Raw genomic sequence first — 18,900 nt, forward strand, 5'->3', positions numbered from 1 at the left:
ACATCCGCACCCGGCAGCGGTGCCTGAAACGCAGCGGCAGGTCAAGCCGCCGGCTCGCGCGCAACGACCTTCGCGGGCGCGCCCACGACGGTGGCACCGGCCGGCACGTCATGCAGCACCACCGACATGGCACCGATCTTGCTGCCATCGCCGACGTGAACGCCGCCGAAGACCTGCGCATAGGCACCAAACTCGACGTTGTCGCCGATGACCGGAACCGGACCATCTTCCCTGCGGTTGCCGATGGTCACGCCCTGGCGCAACGTGCAGTCCGCGCCAAGCACCACGTCGGCGTGCAGGAAGATGTTGCCAAAGTGCCAGATGCGCAGTCCTGGTCCGATGCGGGCAGTGCGGGGCAGGCTGATACCAAAGGCGGTTTCCACGAAACGGAAGGCCGCCCAGTAGAACACATTGCTGAGCTTTCTCTTGAGCCCGGGCGGGGCGGCTTCGATGCGGCGGCCCCAGCGGTAGACCCAGATTGCCCAGATCGATTGCTCTTTCAGGAAAGGACGGCGCATGTTGTAGCGACGAAGGTCGGCATCCCAGTCAGGATCCTTGCTCATCGGAAAATCCTTTCATATAGCGCTTGGCAAAGCTGCATGTTGTTTTGTCTGCTGCACCGAGCCTTCAAATGAAAGAAAGTTCTCTTTCAGTGCAGCAATTTTTTAAAATAATCTGGTTGAAATCAGCGCCATTTACACATCACAATATTATCTGTGCGCCGCAACAATATGATAAATTCGACGCGCTGGCTAGGGGCAGGACACAGGCCACACGTGCGTTTCCGGGCGGAAAGCTCATCCGGACAACGTGAAAATATAACGGAGGGCATGAACCCTCTTCACCGGTAACTCCCCCGACGCAATGTCCAAGAACAGCGTGCTGTGCGCGCTGCTCTTGTATTTGCGACCAGACCATTACAACTCGTCCAGACCGATGTCCTTCAAAGAGATAGTCAAATCCTCAGGCAAAACACTCCTCACCACGGTCGGCGTCACCGCGATCGGCTTCATCATCTCCGTACTGACGGCACGCATCCTTGGCCCTGAAGGCCGCGGCCTGCTCTCCGGTGCCCTGCTCATCATCAGCCTGTCCAGCTCCATCGCCACTTGCGGACTGGCTTATACCTACATCTACCATCGCGGTGCCGGGCAACAATTCGCCCAGAAACGTTTCGTGTTCCTGTCGGCGCTGTTCATCGGCCTGCTGGCCGCGCTGCTGGCCCTCGTCGGACTGATGTTCAACCACAACGTCGAACTGCGCGAGCACCTGCCGCTGATCATCGGCTTCGCCCTCATCACGGCGCTGCAAAATTACCTGATCAACCTGACGCAGATGCAACCGAGCCTGAGTTTCCTCAACGTCACCCGCATCGCCGGTGTGCTGCTCAACGTGACGGCGCTGGGCTTGCTGTACCTGCTGCTGCGCCCGGTAGATTTCGTCCAGATCCTGATCGGGCAACTGGTATGCGCCCTGCTGCTGATCGGCCTGTGCCTGAACTGGGCACGCAGCAACGTGTTCAGCACTGCTGCGCCGAACCCGCAGCAAGCGGCCGCGCCGCAGGCAAAAACCAGCCAGATGCTCAAGTACGCCTTCAACCAGCACGGCACGGTGCTGGTCGGGCTGGCGCTGACCAATTTCGACAAGGTCTATCTGCTCAAGGTGGCGACCATCGTCGAGTTCGGCTACTACTCGCTGGCCTTTACCACCTCGCGTCTGATCGGGGTGCTCTACGACGCCATGAACACCGCACTTTATTCGCGCTATGCCGGCAAGGAAGAAGGAGAACTCAGCCGCAGCATCAACATGGCCTTCCGCTTCACGCTGCTGCCCATGCTGCTGCTGGCCGCGCTCGGTGCGGTACTGGCACCGTGGCTGATCCACCTGGTCTATGGCCCCAAGTTCGCCTCGGTGACGCCGACCTTCATCATCCTGATGTTCGAATGCGTGATCTCGGGTGCCGGCTGGACGCTGGCCCAGCGCTTCAATGCGGCAGGCCGGCCCGGACTGGTGCTGGTGCGCCAGCTCATCTCGATCGTTCCGGTAGTCGCCCTGCTGCCCTTCCTGCCGAGCGAAAACATCGCGGTCTACCTGGCGCTGCTGATGTTGCTGGGCGCGTCGCTGCGCATGGCCATCACCCTGGTGATCTATCCCTACGTCCTGCATGAACCCATTCCACGCCTGTTCCCCTCGGCCGATGAAGTCCGCAAGGTCATCGCGATGGCACGCGCACAGTGGCAACGCCGTATGCATAAAGGAGAATCCGCATGAACCGCTCATTCCCCCTCTCGATCTCGTCACAAGAAAGTCAAGTAATGAACAAGCATTCTGAAGTCATGGAAGGCCTCAAGGCACATCACGCAATCATCGCCGGGATGCTCAAGGGGAAGCGATTCCATTACATCGACATCCCGATTCACGACAACATTGGGGACTTGCTCATCATGCTGGGGACCCTGCGGTTCTTCGAGACCAATCACCTGAAGCCCGCTACCATCTCGACCACGCATTCCTTCAAGCACGAGTGGGTCAAACCTGGCGATGTCCTCGTATTCCACGGGGGTGGCAACTTCGGTGACCTCTATGGCCACATCCACCAGGATCGTGAAAAAGTGATCATGGACTTCCCCGGCAACCAGATCATCCTGATGCCGCAGACGCTGTTCTTCTCGTCCGACGCGGCACGGGCACAATCGGCAGCCAATCTCTCCAGGCACCCGGATCTGCATCTTTTCGTGCGTGACCTGGTTTCCCAGAAGATGGCCTACGAGTTCACCCCCCACGTCTATCTCGTTCCGGACATGGCGCATCAGCTTTACCCTGTCGCCACCCCGGACAAGCAAGGCCAGGGCATCGTGCGCATTCAACGTGTGGACAAGGAAAAGCCCAACACTCCTGAAAGCCTGCGCCAGCTGTCGATCCGGACCACGACCGATTGGATCGAAGTCATCGGGGAAGATCGCAAGCTGATCAATCTCTTCGAGAAGCTCGAGTGGCGACTCAATCATCACGGCTGGCATTCCGGCCTGACCGCCCTGGCCAAGTGGTACTGGGCTCCGGTTTCGCGGCGCTACGTGAAGAAGGCAATCAAGGTGTTCGCCGACCATGAAAGCGTGGTCACCGACCGGTTGCACGGCCACATCCTGGCCTGCCTCATGGACAAGAAACACGTCGTCATCGACAACAGCTACGGCAAGAACTCCACCTACATGAACCAGTGGACCATCGAAAGCCCGCTGACCACGCTGGTGCGGGAGAGCACGTGAAAATCGCCTACCTCATCCTCGCGCACAACAACCCCAGGCTACTGGAACGGCTGATTGCCGAACTCTCCAGCGAGCGTGCCACTTTCGTTCTGCACATCGACAGCAAGGCCGATATCACGCAGTTCGAACGGCTGCGCGCGATGCCGCGGGTCCTGTTCTGCGACAAGCGCATCAACGGGGCATGGGGTGATTTTTCGCTGGTGCAGGCCACCCTGAACATGATGGAACTGGCCCTGCAGCACGAGCCGCAAACCGGCCGCGTAGTTCTGCTCAGCGGCAGCACCCTGCCGATCCAGCCAAGGTCGTACATCGAAGATTTCTTCCAGCGCCAGGCGGATGCGAACTTCATGGAAGCCTACCCGATGCCCAATGAAGAATATGGCAAGCGCATTGGCCGGCTGGCCCATTACTGGGTGCGCCGGGCCAGACCGCTCATGCGTTACCGCTGGAAGTTGCAGGACCTGATCATCCGCTACGCGCCGCTGCGCGATTACCGCAAGGCGCTGGGCGAACTGCAGCCCATGGCCGGCTCCCAATGGTGGGCAGTGACGGGCGAGGCTTGCCGCTACATGCTGGACTACCACCGGCGGCACCCCCGGCTGGCGTCGTTCTGCAAGCATGTCGACTGCCCTGATGAATTCTTTTTCCAGACCATCCTGGGCAATTCGGAGCATGGCAAGGATCTGCAGCCAAGCATCACCTATACCGACTGGCAGCCGAAACGGGATAGCCCGGAAACCTTGACGCAATCCTACCTGGCGCATTTCGCGCAGCCCGTCGTGATGGCTTCGGAGCGGCACAACTGTCCGTTGCCGGGTGGCGAAGTGCTGTTTGCACGCAAGTTCAACGAAGAGCCATGGCAGGTCGTCGAAACCCTGCTGGAGAACAACCAGCGCAAGGCGCAGACTACCCTCTCCCCTCACTGAACACCAGACAGCCAGACAGCCGATCTCAGCCCTCCGCCACTGCGCCGAGGGCTGTTTTTTCATGTCCGCCAGTTGCAGTGACTCTCCCGGGACAGGCACGCAACCCGCCCGGGAACTGACTCAGGCAGACTCATTGCCGCCCAGGCGGCGACGCTCCCATCGGGCCTTGATCATGCCGAACAGCTTGCGAATCTCGGCCATGGTCGGGACCAGGCGCGGAACCGGTTGCTTGAGCACGTAGGGATACATCGCCAGCGTGATGATCATCCGCAGCACCGCACCCAGCAGCATCAGCAGGGCCAGATAGACGGAGATGTTCTCCTTCGGCAGGAAGGGCAGCATCAGGACCAGCGGGATGAGCGACAGCACATGGCGTCGCAAAATCAGGCCAGGCTTGCCGCCGGCATTGAAACGCTGGGCCAGGGTCCAGGCAGCTCCCGACAGCACGCATTCAAACATCAGGATGATGAAGCTCGGCGTCACCGAGTCGAACTTGGGGCCGTAAGCCAGGCGAATCAGCCACGGGGCCAGCACCGAGCCAATCCCTGCCAGCACCAGCATGGGCACGAGCGTGAAGCGGAAAGCCGTGTTGATGCTGGAATTCAATTCCCCCTCCTCCTTGCCGGCATAGCGCGAATAGAGGGCCGTATTCATCGCCTCGTGGATCGCACCGATCAGGCGCGAGGTGGTGAAGGCCAGCGTGTAGTAGCCGAACTCCTCGATGGTACCGACCTTGAGCAGGTAGACCTTGTCGAAATAGGTCATGGCCAGCGCCACCAGCCCGGTGCCGTGCTGGTTCAAGGCGTATTTCACCATGTCGGAGGTGCGCGCCCGGGGCAGGCTGGCCAGCTCGGCCGGTGCCGGGCGGGCGCTGAACAGGTAGAGGCGGCACCACTGCAGGCACATGGCGATGAGCACCAGCGCACACACCATTTGCCCGATCAGGATGTATTCGAATTGCACTGGTCGGCACAGCCAATACAGCACACCCAGCGCGGCCAGGTTGAAGATCGCTCCGGAAATGCGCGTTAGGTTCAGGAAGGCCAGCGAGGTTTCCAGCTGCGACAGGTTGAACAGGTAATTCTGCAGGCCCGTGACCACTGCAAAAGCGGTAATGAGCGCGATGTGCTGGTGCAAGATGGCGTTGTCGTTGATTCGGACACCTACTGCGGCCAGCAGCAGTGTCCCGACGCCGATCACCAGCGCCGACAGATATACGAAGCGCCGCTGACGGAAGTACAGCCCGGTACCGCGGAAGTAGATGTAGCTGTACGCCAGATCCCAGCGCCCCAGCGCCGTCGACAGGCCGATGATGAGCAATGAGCCCGACAGCAGTCCGCGCCCCTCCGGACCCAGCATGCGCGTGGTCAACACAGAAATGGCAAAACCGAGCACCGTCACGCCGACCGTGGTCAGCAGGGTTCTTCCGGAAGACTTGACTATCTCTTTGAAGGACATCGGGTATGGATTTGATGGGATCGAAGACCGCGTGCAGCGGCGTCAGAAACAAGCAGAAGCCTTCAGCTGCTGCGCAAGGTCGGCAACGAAGCCGGCAGAGCCACGAAGCGCGTGGCACGCAACGGACATCGACGCCAGGAGTCCTGTGAACGGCGGCAGCTCATCTGTAAAGAGCGGTAAGGAATTTACCATAATGCTGCGACGCACAGTAAAGAATTCGTGGTCATAAAAACAAACTTGACGCATTGTTATGCTCGCATAAAAAACGGTCCAGAAACAAATAAAAAATCACTTGGATCGGTTTTTATACGCACTGTTACCTCTTGAAACACACTTCCTGACAAAGCACTGACAGCGCACTGACGTGCCACTGACGCCGCAGCCAGTAACGCGCAAATTAATAAAACTCGCGTTTTCCAGGTACGCATTTACTGACAAAAGACTGACAAACCTTCATTTATATATTGCAGTGCAACATGTAAAGATATGCGCAAGCGGTGATCGCCACCAATCTGGCGGCTGTGGGGGCGTCAAGCAAAAGAAAGTTGGCGGGAGCACAAAAGAAAACGCCCGATGGCAGCCATCGGGCGTGATGCAGTTTCCTGATGCCACTGCCGGAGAAGCCGGCTGCAAGGCAAAAGAATCAGGGCCTGTTCACCTTGAATCTGCGAGATTTAAGGTGAACAGGCCCTGGTAACGGTCCGGCGACCTCAGGCGCGCTTGTAGACGTCGTCGAAACGGACGATGTCGTCTTCGCCGAGGTAACTTCCCGATTGCACCTCAATGAGGTGCAGCGGCAGCTTGCCCGGATTTTCCAGGCGATGGGTCACGCCGATAGGCAGGTAGATGGACTCGTTCTCGCTGAGCAGGGTGACTTCCTCGCCGCGCGTGACGAGGGCCGAGCCGCTGACCACGACCCAGTGTTCGGCGCGGTGATAATGCATCTGCAGCGACAGCTTCTCGCCCGGTTTGACGATGATGCGCTTGACCTGGAAGCGCTCGCCGGAATCGACGCTCTCGTAGCTGCCCCAAGGACGGAAGACGCGCTTGTGATGGACGTGCTCGGTACGCTTGGCATTCTTGAGCTTGTCGACGAAGGCCTTCACTTCCTGCACCTTCTCACGGTTGGCGACCAGCACGGCATCGTCGGTTTCCACCACGATCAGGTCTTCCACGCCAAGCACCGCCACCATGCGGCTTTCCGCGCGCACCAGGGTATTTTTGACCTGGTTGAGGTGAACGTCTCCGCGTACCACGTTGCCCTCGGCATCCGCCGGCAGCACTTCGTGCAGCGCACTCCATGAACCGACATCGCTCCAGCCGATGCTGGCGGGCACCACGACGGCGCGCGAGGTGTTTTCCATCACGGCGTAGTCGATCGACTCGGAGGGGGACGCGGCGAAGGCGGCCTCATCCAGGCGACAGAAATCGAGGTCGTTGTAGGCCTTGCCCACCGCCTCCTTGACGGCCGCACCGATCAGCGGACGATGGGATTCCAGTTCGGCGAGGAAATCGCGCGCCTTGAACAGGAACATGCCGCTGTTCCAGTAATAGCCGCCCTGCTTCAGGAAACCGGTGGCGGTCTCCAGATCCGGCTTCTCGACGAAGCGATCCACCAGGAAGTTGCCGGTATCGGCACCGTGCGCGCCACCGCGCAGGATGTATCCGTAGCCGGTTTCCGGCTGCGTGGGCTCGATGCCGAAAGTGGCCAGCGCACCCTGCTGCACCGAAGCCATGGCGCGGCGGACTGCCTCATGGAAGGACAGCACGTCCTTGATCACGTGGTCGGCCGGCAGCACCAGCATCACCGCCTCCGGATCGAGGCGCTGCAGGTGCAAGGCGGCGGCGGCGACGGCCGGGGCGGTGTTGCGGCCCTGCGGCTCGAGCATGATGCCCAGCGGGCGCACGCCGATTTCACGCATCTGCTCGGCGATCATGAAACGGTGCTCATTGCCGCAGACGATCAGCGGGGCTTGGACTTCCGGCCAGGAACCGACACGCGTGACCGTCTCCTGCAGCATGGTCTGTTCGCTCACGAGCGGCAGGAACTGCTTCGGATAGGCGGCACGCGAGAGCGGCCACAGGCGGGTTCCCGAACCGCCGGACAAGATGACGGGATAGATTTTGGTGATTGACATTAGGTGCTCCTGTTATCCACGCCAGTCCGTGGTTTGAGACGGCGGTCGCGCGCGTCGTTCCACTGCTCGTCCGGCTGATCGGACGTATGCTTCATTGCGCCATCATGGGTGACGCTGTAGGCACCATAGACCACGCTGTCTTCAAAGGTGGTGCCACTGGCTACGCGAGTATACTCGAACAGCACGCTGCGAATGACCTTCGCGCCGCTGCAGATATGGCTGCCATGGCCGATCCAGGCCGGTCCGATGATGGTCGAGCCGGCTGCGATATGAGAACCGGCTCCGATGTAGACCGGCCCTTCGATGGTGGTGCCTTCCCACTCGATGCGGGTGTTGAGTCCGACCCACACACCTTCCTGGATCTGGGTGCCGGGCACGTACATCTGCGCCACTTCCCCTTTCAGCACGCTCTGCAGCACCGACCAGAAATCGGTGACGTTGCCGATGTCGATCCAGTTGAAGAAGCGCTTCTGGGCATAGAACGGCAACTGCTTTTCCACCAGCAGCGGGAACAGGTCGGAGCCGATGTCGAAGAACTTGTCCTTGGGGATGAGCTCCAGGGCTTCCGGCTCCATGATGTAGATACCGGTGCTGGCCAGATTGGACAGGGCTTCTTCCTGCTTCGGCTTTTCCTGGAAGGACTTGACCTTGCCGTCGGGCTCGGTCACCACGATGCCATAGCTGGAGACCTGCTCCATCGGCACCTCCTTGGTGATCACGCTGACCAGCGCGCCCTTGCGGCGGTGCTCGAACAGGGCCGAATGGATGTCCAGATCGATCAGCGCATCGCCGCAGATGACCAGCGTGGTTTCGTCAAAGAAGCCGCCGAACTCCTGAATCTTCTTCATGCCACCGGCCGAACCGATGGGATCCGGGAAGACCTGGCCGTCGTCATCCACATAGCCTTCGAAGGAATAGCCGATGCGCGCGCCGAAACGCTGGCCTTCGCCAAAATAATTCTCGATGCGGTCATGCAGGTAGCTGACGTTGACCATGATGTCCTGGATACCGAATTTCACCAGGTGCTCGATCAGATACTCCATCACGGGCTTGCCCAGAATGGGAATCATCGGTTTGGGCAGCGCGTAGGTCAGCGGCCGAACGCGGGTCCCCTTGCCCGCTGCGAGAATCATCGCTTTCATGTTTGCCTTTCTTGCTCTATGGAGTTGAATCGAAAAACGGGTGCCCGGCACAGGTCGCGGCACGAAGATCGCTCATGCCGCAGCCCCTCTGTCCAGGACAGGAATAAGAACAGCGGGGACGACGTCACCGCAAGGGCTCAAGCAAATACTGTGCGCACATCAGCTCGAACTGCCGCCGCAGCGACGCCGACGGATTGATGATCGCCCAGGGACGCTTGGCAGCCATGCAGGCTGCATACAGCAGGATCAGCGAACCGACGGCGGCGCTGTCGATCCAGGTCAGTTGCGCGCAATCCAGCACCACCGGCCCCTGCCCTTGCGCGGCCTGGGCCAGCAGCGAGCGCCAGCGCCCGATGTTGGGCTGGCCGATGGCACCGCTCAGCAGCAATTCACTGGTGCCATGATCCAGCCTCAGTTCCATGCCGGCCGCATCAAATTGCGCGGCGGCAGGTGCCGGACGGCGCGCCGCCCGCGCGGCCGGGATCACGACGCTCCACAGCAGCTTCAGCAAGGTGCGGCCATCATTCCAGTAGCGCCGCCACAGCGCCGGCTCTTCCTTGATGCGCCAGGCCCATTCCAGTCCGGTTTTCTGGACCCAGACCGGAGCGCGCGACACGGTTCCGGCCACGAAGTTGATCACGGCCCCCAGGTGGCCCATCAGCGGCACCTGCAGGGCATCGCGATTGCGTTGCACCCATTGCTGGCCCTTGCGGGCGGCCAGCGCCACAACGAGAAAATCGGCACCGCTCTGGTTGATCGCTGCGATGGTCTCGGGGCTGCTCATCTCCTCGACCGTGCCGAAGCCCGGGGTTTCATAGCCGACCGCCTGCATGCCGCCGCGGTCGGCGTTGATCTTCTCGCAGGCCAGCTTGGCAACGCCGGGCAAGCCGCCGAAGAAATAGATGCGCATGGGATCGACACCGTCCCGGCCGGCCGTACTGCGCAGGGCGTCGAACAAGGTCGAGCCGGAGACGCGTTCGGTGAAGGGCAGTCCCAAGGCGCGGGCAATCCACACGATGGGCATGCCATCGATCACCGACAGGTTGCTCTGCAGGACGGTTTCGCGGAACTGCAGGTCCTGCAGGCAGGCGATCACGAAGTTCAGATTGGGCGTGGACAAGAAGCAGCGGCGGCGTTCCTTGCTGGCCAGATGCATGCGCGCGCAGGCTTGCTGCACATCGACCAGGTCGAACGGCAAACCGAGGATGCAATACACCTCGCGCGAGAAATCCGGCCCCGGATCGATCACTGCGCCGGGCTGCGCAGCCACTGGCGCGGACGCCACTGCAATAGGCTCATTCAGAGTCACGTTTGGACCTCACCCACTCTACCTGACGATTGAAAAGAAACTTCACATACAACGGCACCTTGCGTGCTACATAGCCCACGGCGCTGAGCAACTGGCGCAGATTGATCACATCGCGCGCAAACCCGGACCAGGCCAGCAGCACCGACGACACCAGCGCGGCCAGCATCAGGCTGGCCAGCCCAAGGGCCGCCGTACCGCCCAGGACCAGCGCGGCCAGCAAGGCCAGCAGCCACGCCACGCCGGTGAGCATGACCAGCAAGGCCAGCGGCGGTACGCTCAGGTCCAGCGCCAGCGCCGCCAGGGCTCCATTGCGCAGGCGCAGCGACTGTCGCAGCAGCTTGGGCACATAGGTCTGGATCACGCTCAGGTGGCCGTGCTCCCAACGTGTGCGCTGGGTGCTTACACCGCTTTCGCTGACCGGGAAGTAGCTGTAGACCAGCGCGTCCGGACAGAACAGCGGCGGCTGTCCCACAGTGGCCAGGTCGACACCCAGCTTCATGTCTTCGACGATATGACCGGTGGCCAGATCGACCCGTCCGATCTGCTGCCAGCCAAATGCCATCCCGGTGCCCATCAGCTGGCAGGGTTGGCCGAGGCGCTGGAAACCCAGGGGCCGCACATGATTCTTCACCACCCACGCAAACTCGGCGATCTTGCGCATCGGGCCGGATTCCTGCGGCACATGCATCAGGTACAAGGCCTGCACCGGACGGCCCGACTGCACCGCGGCGCGGCTGACCGTGTCCAGCGCATCGGGACCCAGGAAGCAGTCGGCATCCACGATGATCACCACGTCGGGCGGATCCTGCGACAGCTGCCGGATACCGTGGTCCAGCGCATAGCCCTTGCCGCGCAAGACATCGTGAAAACGCTCCGTGACCTCGGCACCGGCTGCGCGCGCGATGGCTGCAGTGTCATCGGAGCAGTTGTCCGCCACCACCAGCACACGGTCACCCTGCGCCAGCTGGGCACGGATGCCGGCGATGACCTCGGCAATCCCGCCCGCCTCATTGTGGGCCGGCACCAGCACCGCGATGCGCGGACGCAGCGGACTCAGCACCGTCGACCGGGGCCGCGCGAACCGCGCCGCCAGCACCTGCACCAGCAATACCGTCACCGGAATGGCCAGCAGCACCAGGAATAGCAGCAGTATCGTTTGCAATAGTCCTATCAACATCGTCTCTTTCCGTCTCGTCCGATTCAAAATCCTTCATGCGCCGTGCGCCACTGGCCAGCCGCCGGCCCCTGCCCGAAGGCCTTGCCAAAGCCAAGCGGCTCGCATTTCCAGACGCAGCCCAAGCCACTGGCCTTGCTGCTGCGTGCTCCTGATGAGCCTGGGGTGCGGCACGCAACCGGCAGCCAATGAACCAGTCAAAATGTGCATTGCCACATCACATCAATCCAGTCCCATCAAGAGGGAGAGCTCACCTTATCTTTCACATTATGCGGCATCCGCCCCACAAATTTGCTGCACTTGCACACATTTTGTTGCTGCGCTTCGAGAGCCCATCAAATGAAAAGTTCGCATTCAACTGAACCTGGCCTGTCAGCTTTTTTTACGCCATGAACAGCGACAGGCTCGCTATACTTTTCAGGGGCACCGAACCGTTGAGCGCTTTGTGCGTCAGACTGATTCCCAAGGCAGCATCTTGCCCTGCGGCACCACCACTACTTCATAGGAAATGCTCATGCAACGAAAATTCAGCAAGCTACGCCAAGCCCAGTTATTCCTGGCGCTCGGATGCACAGCCCTGGCCAGTGCACCGGTCTGGGCTCAGGAATGGGGCAGCTACCTCAAACCCTTCGCTGCGGATTCACTGTGGAACAGCCGGCCGGTCAATCCCACTTTTTCCAACGACGTCATCCCTACCTCGACCTATTCGCCGCTGATCACCAACGGCGATTACTCGACCGGCGTGTTCCTGGCCAGTCCGAATGATCCGGCGGTAACCGTGACCGGGCCGACCGGCAGCAACAGCCTCAAGATCGCTGACGAAGAGGTCTTCCGCGACATCACCATTCCCCACTGGCCGGCAGCGACCAAGCCGGGCCCGGGCGGCGATGCTCACGCCGATATCGCGGACCCGTCCACCGGCATCATCCATTCCTTCTGGGGCCTGAAACAGCAGGACGGCAAATGGACTGCACGACTCTACGCATGGACCAAGATGAACGGCACCGGCTGGCCTGATCCTGCGCATTACTACCAGGGCGCGCGTGCGGCGGGCGTACCTGCTTCGGCCGGGCTGATCCGCATCCACGAAGCTGCCGCCAAGCCGGAGTACTATCCGCACGCGCTGGCCATGACCATGACCTACAACGGCCTGAGCGCCAAGCCCACCTACGTTTTCCCGGCCACCTCGGCCGACGTCAATGCGGCGAAGGTCAACAGCGGTCCATTCCCGGAAGGCGCGCTGATGATGCTGCCGCCTTCCTTTGACACATCCAAGATCACCAACGAAGAAGTGCGCCGCATCGCTGAAACGCTCAAGCGCTACGGTGCCTACGTCATCGACGCCAACGACGGCACGCCCTTCGCCATCTTTGCCGAGATCGGATCGAGCGCCAATCCTTCCCCGGGCGGCTGGAATGCCACCGTCTCCAACGAACTGCAAACCATCCGTGCCGCCCTGCGCCGCGTGACCGGGGCCAGCGGCTGGATCGATGGCAACGGCAAGGCCTTCACGCCCAACCAGAATCTCAACCTGCTCTCCATGCGCGGTGCCTGGACCCTGCAAGCCGGCAGCGGCCAGGCCATCTTCGACTCGTGGCAGCAATCGGTGGTGATCTCCGGCGCCAGTGCTTCCACGATTGCCGTCAATTACTCCAATCGCGGCATGCAGCCGGTCGATTGGGCCAAGCCGGTCATGGGTGCCAAGTACAAACTGACAGCGCGTGCCACAGGTGGCGGCAAGCTGCGCTTGACCATCTATGACAAGCTGGTCGGCAAGGTGGTTACCGACTCCGGTTACCTGGCCAATGGCCAGAGCACGACCTTCGTCTGGAATGCCAACACCCCGCAACTGATCATTTACGCGCAGAGCGGCGGCGCTTCTTCGACCGTCGGAGCGGAGCTGATCAAGGCCGAATAACGGCCAGGCCCGCTGCGGTGGGCTGCACCTGCACGGCGCAGCCCACCCATCATGGCCCCTCAGGCAGCAGGGGCTGCGGGCAGGCGCGACGCTTGCCCCGCCCTTTCCTTGTCTGTCGGCTGTCCATTCAGATAGAGCGACCAGCCCATGCCCATCGCCATCCAGAAATACCAGTTGAACGCCAGATAGCTGAGCATGTTGTCGGAGGCCGACACGACCAGATATTGAACCAGTGCGCAAATCAGGATGCCCGCACCCAGGCGATCCCTGGGATAGAGCCGGAGCAGCGCCCGGAAGGCCTGATAGAACAGCACCAGGTAGGCCACCAGCCCGATGACGCCAATATCGAAAATCAGCTGGACGAACACATTGTGTGCCTTCCACTCGAAGTTGCCTGACAGCGGGAAGAACACGTTCGAGTAGTAACCGAAGGCTTCCACGCCATAGCCCGTCAGGTAGCGGCTGGGCGACATCCAGTTCAGCGCGCTCTCCCACAGCAGCACGCGCCAGGCGAACGAATTGAGCTTGGCGTAGTTGCCTACCACCGTACCGCCTCCGTCCAGATCCATGATCCGCTGTTGCACGCTGGGGATCAGCAAGGACAGGCAGCACAGCACCAGCAGGTAGATCAGGTAGCGCCGTTCGAACATCAGCCCGTACAGAACGAACAGCACCAGAACCGCCGCCCATGCACTGCGAGTCTGAGTCAGCAGCAGCAAGACCATCAGCACGCCCAGATAGCCCGTGAAGGCAAAGCGCTGCAGCTGGCTCAGCTTGAAGGTCGGGCTTTTCAGGACGTACAGACCCAGAGAAATGATCAGGGTCAGGTAGAAGGCCAGGATGTTCGGGTGCGTAAAAGTACTCTGCAGGCGGAAGCCGCCGGACACGCCACCGGCCATCGCCACGCTGACCAGCCCGTAGATGGCGGGAATGACTGACGAGCCGATCATCAGGCGCACCATGAAGCGGAAGTCATCCTCGGTGCGCACGATATAAAACGCGCAGACGAACACGGCAAAGTAGGAGCACAGCGAGAGCGCGGTTTTCAGGCCAACGGCAGCATTGGGCGAGACCACTACGCACACCGCCTCCCATGCCAGGAAGATCAGCCAGGCCACGGCCGCCTTGCGCGGCAGCAGGCGCGGCCGCTCGATGAAGAAGAGCAGCGCGATCAGAATGATCAGAGCATTGATGGCCCCGCCGAGGCCGGCACCGCCGCCGCCGGCCCCTACCCGCGTGGACTCCAGCACGACGTCGCCGGAGGCGCGCAGCAGCAGGATCAGCAACAGCAGCAAGCGCTTGTTGAAGACGAAGATGGCGCCCAGCAGGAACAGCGCCGGCACTGCCGCCAGACGTCCGACGCTGTCGCCCAGCAAGGTTGCCGCCACCGGCAGCACCATGCCGACCAGCACGGCCACCATGACGCCGGCTGCCAGGATGAGCAGCTGGGTCAAGTCCAGATTGATTTTTCTCATTTCATTGTCCTTCGCTGCAAGCCGAGCTTGCCCGTTGCGCGACTGCTGAACATTCCACGCCGGTCATCACCCAGGCGCTCACGCCGGCACCAGCAGGCCGGGGTTGGCCGCACCCACGGCTGACTGCAGGTCTTCCAGGAAACGCTGTTGCAAGGCGAACTCGTCGGCCTGCGATGCTCCCTCTTGCACCAGGGTGGAGGCGCGCACCAGGATGCCATCGGAGATCCGGCCGGCCATGCCGTCTTCAAATATCTTCAGTCGTGCGGCCAGGCCACCGTTGGGGAATCCATCGCCGATGCGCACCCAGTAGGTGACCGCCTCGACCCGGTTCTGGCGGGATGCAACGAAGCGCGAGCCCATGACGGGCTGGCTGCCCGCCCGCACCGGGATGGCGGCCCGCTCCTTGCCGCTCAACACGAATCCTTGTGCCACATAACAGACTTCGGGCAGGTGGATCTTCACGTCCTGGGTCTGCTCCTTGGCGTAGGCCAGCGCCAGCATGACCATCTGTCCCTGGCTGTTGACGTAGGTGCGTCCAAGCACGTCGTCGTAGGGCTGGTCGGTGCTGCGGTCAGTCCCATCCTCCAGACCCACGTTGACTTGCAGGAACGGCGACGGCACTTCCTTCCACTGCCCGAACTGGGTGGGAATGACGGTAGCAAAGTTGCCCTTCTTGACGACGTTGACCTCACGCGGCACCAGCAACTGCACCAGGCCCACCGAGACCACCATGGCGATCACCACGGCAATGGAGAGCCGCAGGTTCATGGAAAACTGCGTGGTGTCCTGCGCGGCCGCAGCGGCGCGCTGGCGCGGCACGGCCTCGGGCGCCGGCAGCCCGCGCCAGGTCGCATGGCGCACGGCAATCCAGCGCAAGAGGCTATCCAGCGCGATGATCAGGCCCAGTGCCACGAAGAACAGCAGCATCCCGGCGAACCCGTGCAGGAAGCCCTGGCCGGCGGCATCGCCAAGGTAATAGGTGATCAGGGCCAGCACCATGACGCGCACCGTATTGGCCGTGAAGGAAATCGGAACGATCAGGACCGCCAGCACCAGATTGCGGAACAGCGACTGGTGACGCACCAGGTTCATGTACAGCAAGCCGAGCGCTTCCAGGGTGAACAGCGAGTTCAGCCCGGCGCAGGCATCGGCGACCAGCAACTGGTAGGGGCCGATGTAGAGAATCACGCCGCTCCGCGCGATCGGATAACCGAACTGACGCAGGATCAGTTCGGAGGCGTAGGAGACGCCGATCTTGAGCGGCTGGGTGAGCAGGTCCACGACCGAGGCCGGTAGCGGCACCATGAACAACATGAAGAAAAAGGCAAACCACAGGCGGCGGCAGGTACGGATCCCGAACTGCAGCAACACGATGCCGATCAGGATCGGGATCAGCGATCCCGCTTCCATGAAGAGCACGGTCTGCGAGCGGCCCAGCACGAAACACAGCAAGCCCAGCAACAGGAACACCATGCCGGCGATGGGTGCCGGACGGCGCTCGATGAGCCCGTCCTGATGCAGCTGGCGCACCCGCACGAACAGATAGCAACACGCGACGGCCAGCACGATCGGGCCGTGCGCATTGCGCTCGGTGCCCCACACGCCATGGAACAGGTCAATGAAACTGGGGACGTACATGGCCGCCAGGCCCGCCGCCACCACCAGCCAGGGCAGGCCGGAGAATGGCTGTTGACGCATGGGGCGCAGGGTCTGGGCAGTCATCTTGCAGTTCTCGTCAGGAGGGTCGGGAGATCAGAACTCGTTGACGACGCTGCCGACGACGGCCACGTGTGCGCTGGTCAGGTTGTCGGTGAGCGTACGGACGGCCGAGATGTGGGTCATGTTGGTGCGCACTACCACCAGGCTGGCACCGGTGCGTGCCGAGATCATGTTGCCGTCGGCATACTGGCCGCCAGACGGGGTATCGACCAGAATCACATCGAAGTCCTGTACCAGGTCGCCCAGCAACTGCGTGAAGTTGGGACGGCCCAGCAATTCCTGCGGGTTCGGTGGGGTCGGACCGGCGGGCAAGACCGACAGGTCCAGCAGATCCGGCACGCGCTGGAGCGCATCGGCCGCGCTGCAGCGGCCGGCGATCACGCCCGACAGGCCGTTGCGGTTATCCAGGCCAAACAGCTCGTGCTGGCAGGGCTGACGCATGTCGGCATCAATGAGGAGAGTACGCTCGCCCAGCTGCGAGAACACCACGGCCAGGTTGGAGGCGATGAAGCTGCGCCCTTCCCCGCTGGCCGGGCTGACGATGGACAGCGCCTTGTGCTTGCCGTCGATGTCGAACCAGCGGACCATGAGCTGGCTGCGCAGGGCGCGCAGGGCTTCCACCTGTTTGCTGAACGGATTGTAGGCCGCCACCACCTTCTCGCTGACCTTGCTTTCGCCTTTGAGAAGATAGGGATAGTCGAACTGGCGCGACAAGGCCTGATCGATATCGGACTGCGTCAGCAAGCCGAGCTGGATGGCGGCGTCACCGAAGCGCATGCCGCGCTCGCGCTGCAGACGCAGAATGCGTTCCGCATTCTCGGGAGTCAGCTTGCCGCTGTCGACCAGGATGGCGCCGATGGAGCGGTTCGGCAGCGAGGTGCCTTCAGTGAATGTCAACGTTGCTGTAGTCATGTTATTCCCGCGGTATCTGTTTTTATTGGCGATGAAAACGGGCCCGGATCAGGCAGGCTTGCCGCGTCCGAATCCGAAGCGGCGGCGAGACGAGCTTGTCACCGGGCGAGTGATCGAACCCAGCACCGGCAGCCCCAGCTCTTCCACCAGGTCCTGCTCGGAACGTACCCGGCGATTGGTCAGCTCCAGGCCCAGCGCAGTCATCACGCCAAGGATGCCGCCGACGAACATGGCCAGGATCAGGTTGATGAGGATGCGCGGGCTCGACGGATTGACCGGCGGGACGGCGGCCGACAACAACGAGATATCCGACTGGTTGGACTGGCCTTCCAGGCTGGTCTGGGCGAAGCGCTGCGAGGTCATCTCGTAGGCGCGCTGGGCGCTTTCCAGTTCACGGCTGAGCACGGCGAGTTCGTCACGGGTGCGGTTCATCTCCAGCACCTTGCGTTTTTGCGCTTCGAAATCGGCGCGGATCTCGGATTCGCGCTTGGCCAGGATGGTGGCATTGCCGCCCACCGAGGCGGAAATGGCGGCGCTCGCATTAGCCAGTTGCGCGCGCAATCCATCACGCTCGGCCTTGGCCGCCAGATAGTCCGGGTGGTTCACGCCCAGACGCTTGGAGGCTTGCTCGAAACGGGCTTCCGAGATGGCCAGGTTGGACTTCAGGGTCTGGATCAGGCCGCTGGCATTGACGTCCGGCGATTCGGCAGCGCCACCGGCCTTGGCCTGGCGGCTGCGAGACTGCGCCTCGGCCAGGGCCGACTGGGCCATCACCAGCTGGGTCGACAGGTCGTTGAGGCGGTTGTTTTCGACATCGGTACGGGTGTCCAGATTGGTGATGCCATGCTCTTCCTGGTACTTCGACAGCTTGGCCTGCGCCTGCTCATAGGCATCGCGCAACAGCTTGGTCTGGTCGTTGAAGTAGGACGACGCCTTGCGGGTCGGGTCCAGCTTCAGCTGCATGCTGACCTGCTGGTAGGCGGCCGCGAAGGCATTGGCCACCAGTGCCGCAAACTGCGGATCATCAGCGCGGAAGGTGATGTCGATCACGCTGCTTTCCTTGGAGGCCACCGCATCCAGTTTTGCCAGCAGCACGCCGGCCAGCCAGTTGCGGATATCCATATCGCCATGATTCTGGGCGTCGAAGGCAGCCTTGACCGCAGGCTGTTGCGCCAGTTTCAGGTTGTCCACGACAGCCAGTGCCACCGACGGGCTGTTGATGATGGCTACCTGGGTCGGCATGAAGCCGGGCAAAGCCTGGGGCGCGACCACCAGGCCGGTCACCGGATCGGAGGCCTTGTAGTTCAGCACCACCGACGAGGTCGCCTTGTATTGCTTGGACTGGGTCAGGCTGATACCGAGCGCCACCAGAACGGTGATCGACAGGATCAGCAGGATCACCCGCAGGTGGGCCTGCAGGATCAGAACAAATTGAGAAAGATTCATGGGATCACGCCTCCTGG

At 61.7% G+C, this 18,900-nt stretch carries 14 protein-coding genes; 4 read left to right on the forward strand and 10 right to left on the reverse strand.

Annotation, left to right across the window (positions count from 1 at the left end):
- Positions 1 to 41 precede the first annotated feature (41 nt).
- Positions 42 to 563, reverse strand: coding sequence for a serine acetyltransferase (locus tag MKD49_RS10110; RefSeq protein WP_252696192.1), 522 nt, complete (start codon positions 561 to 563; stop codon positions 42 to 44).
- A 373-nt stretch (positions 564 to 936) separates the two neighbouring features.
- Here MKD49_RS10110 and MKD49_RS10115 point away from each other — a divergent pair, with 373 nt between their 5' ends.
- The 3 genes from MKD49_RS10115 to MKD49_RS10125 are packed head-to-tail and all read left to right on the forward strand — an operon-like array spanning position 937 to position 4,192.
- Positions 937 to 2,271, forward strand: a complete 1,335-nt coding sequence (locus MKD49_RS10115) for a lipopolysaccharide biosynthesis protein (RefSeq protein ID WP_158601242.1) — start codon at positions 937 to 939, stop codon at positions 2,269 to 2,271.
- A gap of 44 nt (positions 2,272 to 2,315) precedes the next feature.
- Positions 2,316 to 3,266: a polysaccharide pyruvyl transferase family protein gene (locus MKD49_RS10120; RefSeq protein WP_252696193.1), complete on the forward strand. Its 951-nt coding sequence runs from the start codon at positions 2,316 to 2,318 to the stop codon at positions 3,264 to 3,266.
- The gene (locus MKD49_RS10125) at positions 3,263 to 4,192 is read left to right on the forward strand and encodes a beta-1,6-N-acetylglucosaminyltransferase (protein ID WP_158601240.1); all 930 of its coding nucleotides are present in this window, start codon (positions 3,263 to 3,265) and stop codon (positions 4,190 to 4,192) included. The genes MKD49_RS10120 and MKD49_RS10125 overlap by 4 nt, the downstream gene beginning before the upstream one ends.
- Positions 4,193 to 4,312: 120 nt before the next feature.
- Here the strand turns inward: MKD49_RS10125 and MKD49_RS10130 are convergent, their stop codons facing one another.
- The 5 genes from MKD49_RS10130 to MKD49_RS10150 all read right to left on the reverse strand — a co-directional run bounded on the left by MKD49_RS10130 (position 4,313) and on the right by MKD49_RS10150 (position 11,416).
- Positions 4,313 to 5,650, reverse strand: a complete 1,338-nt coding sequence (locus MKD49_RS10130; RefSeq protein ID WP_252696194.1) for a lipopolysaccharide biosynthesis protein — start codon at positions 5,648 to 5,650, stop codon at positions 4,313 to 4,315.
- A gap of 710 nt (positions 5,651 to 6,360) precedes the next feature.
- Entirely contained in the window at positions 6,361 to 7,788 is a 1,428-nt protein-coding gene (locus MKD49_RS10135) for a mannose-1-phosphate guanylyltransferase/mannose-6-phosphate isomerase (RefSeq protein ID WP_252696195.1), read from the reverse strand.
- Positions 7,788 to 8,921, reverse strand: a complete 1,134-nt coding sequence (locus MKD49_RS10140; RefSeq protein WP_039788631.1) for a sugar phosphate nucleotidyltransferase — start codon at positions 8,919 to 8,921, stop codon at positions 7,788 to 7,790. The genes MKD49_RS10135 and MKD49_RS10140 overlap by 1 nt, the downstream gene beginning before the upstream one ends.
- Before the next feature lie 133 nt (positions 8,922 to 9,054).
- A complete protein-coding gene (locus MKD49_RS10145; protein WP_252696196.1) occupies positions 9,055 to 10,215 on the reverse strand; it encodes a WecB/TagA/CpsF family glycosyltransferase in 1,161 nt (386 codons plus the stop codon).
- A 10-nt stretch (positions 10,216 to 10,225) separates the two neighbouring features.
- Complete coding sequence (locus MKD49_RS10150; RefSeq protein ID WP_252696197.1) at positions 10,226 to 11,416, reverse strand: glycosyltransferase family 2 protein; 1,191 nt, start codon at positions 11,414 to 11,416, stop codon at positions 10,226 to 10,228.
- A 511-nt stretch (positions 11,417 to 11,927) separates the two neighbouring features.
- Here MKD49_RS10150 and MKD49_RS10155 point away from each other — a divergent pair.
- Positions 11,928 to 13,331, forward strand: a complete 1,404-nt coding sequence (locus MKD49_RS10155) for an Atrophin-1 multi-domain protein (RefSeq protein WP_252696198.1) — start codon at positions 11,928 to 11,930, stop codon at positions 13,329 to 13,331.
- Between the two features lie 59 nt (positions 13,332 to 13,390).
- Here MKD49_RS10155 and MKD49_RS10160 read toward each other — a convergent pair whose 3' ends face one another.
- From MKD49_RS10160 to epsF, 4 genes are all read right to left on the reverse strand, one after another.
- On the reverse strand, positions 13,391 to 14,806 hold the full coding sequence (locus MKD49_RS10160) for an O-antigen ligase (RefSeq protein ID WP_252696199.1): 1,416 nt from the start codon (positions 14,804 to 14,806) through the stop codon (positions 13,391 to 13,393).
- 78 nt (positions 14,807 to 14,884) lie between these two features.
- Positions 14,885 to 16,528: an exosortase B gene (gene xrtB / locus MKD49_RS10165; RefSeq protein WP_252696200.1), complete on the reverse strand. Its 1,644-nt coding sequence runs from the start codon at positions 16,526 to 16,528 to the stop codon at positions 14,885 to 14,887.
- 30 nt (positions 16,529 to 16,558) lie between these two features.
- A complete protein-coding gene (epsG, locus tag MKD49_RS10170; RefSeq protein ID WP_051156604.1) occupies positions 16,559 to 17,437 on the reverse strand; it encodes a chain length determinant protein tyrosine kinase EpsG in 879 nt (292 codons plus the stop codon).
- 48 nt (positions 17,438 to 17,485) lie between these two features.
- Positions 17,486 to 18,883: a chain length determinant protein EpsF gene (gene epsF / locus MKD49_RS10175; protein WP_252696201.1), complete on the reverse strand. Its 1,398-nt coding sequence runs from the start codon at positions 18,881 to 18,883 to the stop codon at positions 17,486 to 17,488.
- Between the last annotated feature and the right edge of the window lie 17 nt (positions 18,884 to 18,900).

Origin of the sequence: Herbaspirillum sp. WGmk3 (genome assembly GCF_023952535.1) — a bacterium.
GTDB classification, from domain to species: domain Bacteria; phylum Pseudomonadota; class Gammaproteobacteria; order Burkholderiales; family Burkholderiaceae_D; genus Herbaspirillum; species Herbaspirillum huttiense.